The 3,289-nt window shown below is 67.7% G+C and carries 5 protein-coding genes; 2 read left to right on the top strand and 3 right to left on the bottom strand.

The window, feature by feature from the left end:
- The first annotated feature begins 98 nt into the window (after positions 1-98).
- On the top strand, positions 99-605 hold the full coding sequence (locus HOV91_RS38690) for a Uma2 family endonuclease (protein WP_246351602.1): 507 nt from the start codon (positions 99-101) through the stop codon (positions 603-605).
- Positions 606-729: 124 nt separating this feature from the next.
- Here HOV91_RS38690 and HOV91_RS38695 read toward each other — a convergent pair whose 3' ends face one another.
- The 3 genes from HOV91_RS38695 to HOV91_RS38705 all read right to left on the bottom strand — a co-directional run bounded on the left by HOV91_RS38695 (position 730) and on the right by HOV91_RS38705 (position 2,210).
- Positions 730-1,281 (bottom strand): flavin reductase family protein, encoded by a 552-nt coding sequence (locus HOV91_RS38695; protein ID WP_369009332.1) that lies wholly within the window; start codon positions 1,279-1,281, stop codon positions 730-732.
- 77 nt (positions 1,282-1,358) lie between these two features.
- Positions 1,359-1,835 carry a YbaK/EbsC family protein gene (locus HOV91_RS38700; RefSeq protein ID WP_174190130.1) on the bottom strand — a complete coding sequence of 159 codons (477 nt, stop codon included), beginning with the start codon at positions 1,833-1,835 and terminating at the stop codon, positions 1,359-1,361.
- Positions 1,836-1,889: 54 nt separating this feature from the next.
- Positions 1,890-2,210, bottom strand: a complete 321-nt coding sequence (locus tag HOV91_RS38705; protein ID WP_174190132.1) for a 2-oxo-4-hydroxy-4-carboxy-5-ureidoimidazoline decarboxylase — start codon at positions 2,208-2,210, stop codon at positions 1,890-1,892.
- 192 nt (positions 2,211-2,402) lie between these two features.
- On the opposite strand from HOV91_RS38705, the gene HOV91_RS38710 reads away from it, so the two are divergent.
- Positions 2,403-3,224 carry a crotonase/enoyl-CoA hydratase family protein gene (locus HOV91_RS38710; RefSeq protein WP_174190133.1) on the top strand — a complete coding sequence of 274 codons (822 nt, stop codon included), beginning with the start codon at positions 2,403-2,405 and terminating at the stop codon, positions 3,222-3,224.
- Positions 3,225-3,289 lie beyond the last annotated feature (65 nt).

Below are 3,289 nucleotides of genomic sequence, written 5' to 3' on the forward strand. Positions count from 1 at the left end.
CCCCCTGCCTGGTCGGCTGACGCCGCGCTGTACCCGATCCGTGCGGTCGCGCCGGATACTATCGCCGTATCCGGCAACCCGACTTCGAGGCGGACTTCATGAGCACGCTGCCCGTGTGGGCCACCGATCCGGGCGCCCTTCTCATCACAGAAGAGGGTTACGCGGCACTTCCGGAGGAAATCCAGCGGCAGATCGAGGTGGTCGACGGCCACGTCCTCGTCTGCCGCAGCGGAACGTTCGAGCACAACAACGTGGCCCGGCGGATGGCCAACGCGTTCGAGCAGGCGAGCCCGGACGAGCCGTGTACCGGCGTGGTGACCGACTTCGAAATGCATTCTGTTCGGAGCCGCCCGGGAAGCCCGGGATTCTCGTTTCGCCGCCCGGACGTCGCGTGGTATCGGTGCATCGATGGGGACCGGAAATTGACGACCGCGGACGTGCTCTTGGTGGTCGAGGTGGTTTCGCCGGGGTCCGAGTACACCGACACGTGGATAAGTGCGCGGAGTACGCGAACGAGGGAATTCGATCTATTCGATCGTGCATCTGGCCGCGGATCGCAAAGTCAAGATAATCCAGGAATATCGTCTCGATTGGGCGAGCCGTAGTTACCGGTTGGCGGAGACCCACCAGGACGTGCTCCGGCTGACCGATCCGTTCCCGGTTGACGTCGACTTCGCCGTCCTGGACGGGGGCTGAGATGCGCGCCGAAGGTGGCGTAGCCGCGTCGGCTCAGTCGTCCAGTGCGGTCGGGCGGTAGTAGCGCCCGTTGTAGTACAGCAGTGGCGCCGCCGCGGGCTCCTCGTCGGTGTTGTCGTGCACCCGGGTGACCAAGGCGACGACGAAGGTGTGGTCGCCGATGGGGATCAGCTGGTGCACGGTGGCGCGCAACCAGATGGGGGTGCCGTGCAGGACCGGTTCGCCGGTGTCCAAGGTGGTCCACAGGGCGCGGTCGGTGAAGCGCTCCTCGGCGGTCCGGGAGAACCGATGGGCCAGGTGCTGCTGATGTTCGCCGAGGAAGTGGATGACGACGGACTCGGCGTCCAGCATGGCGGACAGACTGGATGAGGTGTGCGCGATGTTGAACGAGACCAGCGGCGGGTCCAGCGACAGCGAGGCGAAGGAGGTCGCGGTGAAGCCGACCGGCCCCTGCGGCGAATGCAGCGTGACGACGGTGACGCCCGCCGGATAGTGGCGCATCGACGCGCGATACTGCTCCGCGGTGATGCCGCTGAGGTCATCGGGGATCCGCAGTTCCGTCTCGGGGCGTGGTGCGTCGGTCACATGACGAAACTACGCCCGGATTCCGCGCACGCCAGGCGGGTGTGGCGTTCGGCATGATTTCGCGGCCGCCGCCGCGGTCAGTCCACGTCGATCGGAAGGCCCGCGGTGATCCGCAGCAATTCCGGGAACGACGTGCGGAAGAGCGTGTTCGGGTGTCCGCCCGCCGCCCAGATCTCCCGATGACGCCCCAGCGCGTTGTCCACCCAGGTGGGCAGGTTGGTCGGGTGGCCGACCGGCGCGACGCCGCCGATGGGCTGACCGGTCACCGCACGCACCATATCGGCGGGAGCGCGGGTCAGCGTCCCTTCCAGGCGCGCACCGGTCTTCGCCAGATCGACCTGGTGCTCGCCGGACACCAGCAGCAGGACCGGGTCGTCGTCGAGCAGGAAGACCAGCGATTTCGTGATCGCTCCCACGTCGACGCCGAGTGCCCGCGCGGCGTCCGCGGCGGTGTGCGTCGGTTCGGGCTGGGTGACGATGAGACCGTGATGACCCCGGGAGATGAGGGTGTCGGCGACCCGGCAGGCGACCGGTGGCAATGACGACCTGCGCATCTCACCAGGGTAGAGCGATTGCGGACGGTACGCCGGATAAGTCGCGCGGCCGGCTCAGTATTCCGGGTAACCCTCGCTCGGGCCGAGCATCCCGGCGATCCGCTCGCGGGTGATCCGCGCCAGTTCGGTCAGGTCACCCGACGAGACCCGTTTGTGCGCAACCGCTTCGAAGGCGCGGTCGACATCCCGCGGGGACAGCGCGAGCAATTCGAGATCTGCCTTGGTCAGCAGGGCGTCGCGATCCGGATACGGCCGTGCGTCGCTCACCGTGGTCGCCCAGGTGACGTTGCAGCAGCATTCGTACAGGGCGTGCACCGCGCGGGCGCGCGGCAATTCGTTGAACCGGTCGAGGCCGATTCCCCGATGCATCAGCATGGTGTCCTCCGAAACCGATGAATGAGGTTTGCTGACTCGACCATGATCCGCCGTTGGGCGAGCCGGGAACCAGTGCGCCGCCGCTTTTTTGCACAAGATTTACTCGCCGCGGAGTTTTCACCGCGAATCCTCGCATGCCGAGAACTCCCGGGCCGGGATACCGGGCGCGCGTCACCTCGATACGCTGTACAAATGACAGATTGGCAGGCTTTCACCGTCGAAACCAAGGATCACGTCGCGCAGGTGACGCTGACCGGCCCCGGCAAGGGCAATGCGATGGGTCCCGACTTCTGGCGCGAGCTGCCGGAGGTCTTCCGAGCGCTGGACGCCGACCCCGACGTGCGCGCGATCGTGCTGACCGGGTCGGGAAAGCACTTCTCCTACGGTCTGGACCTGCCCGCGATGAGCGGCACATTCGGTCCACTGATGGCCGAGCGCGCCCTGGCCGCGCCCCGTACCGACTTCCTCACCGAGCTGCGCAAGATGCAGGCTTCGGTCACGGCGGTGGCGGACTGCCGCAAGCCGGTGATCGCGGCGGTGTCGGGCTGGTGCATCGGCGGCGGGCTGGACCTGATCGCGGCGGTCGACATCCGCTATGCCAGCGCGGACGCCAAGTTCAGCTTGCGTGAGGCCAAGGTCGCGATCGTCGCCGACATCGGCTCCCTGCACCGGCTGCCCGGCATCATCGGCGAGGGTCACCTGCGGGAGCTGGCTTACACGGCCAAGGACATCGACGCCGCGCGCGCGGAGAAGATCGGCCTGGTCAACGATGTCTTCCCGGATCAGGAAGCGGCGCTGGACGCGGCGCACGCGACCGCGCGCGAGATCGCCGCCAACCCGCCGCTGGTGGTGCAGGGCGTCAAGGACGTGCTGGATCAGCGCCGCATCGACGAGGTCGCCGCGGGCCTGCGCTACGTCTCCGCCTGGAATGCCGCGTTCCTGCCCTCGGAGGATCTCACCGAGGCGATCAAGGCCGTCTTCGAGAAGCGCCCGCCCGAATTCCGCGGCCAGTGACTCCCACGGCGCGTCCGCGTCGCGGCGGGCGCGCCGTGCCCGGCCCCAAGGGTGGGTATCGAGGG

The organism is Nocardia barduliensis (genome assembly GCF_013315795.1).
In the GTDB taxonomy this organism is placed as follows: domain Bacteria; phylum Actinomycetota; class Actinomycetes; order Mycobacteriales; family Mycobacteriaceae; genus Nocardia; species Nocardia barduliensis.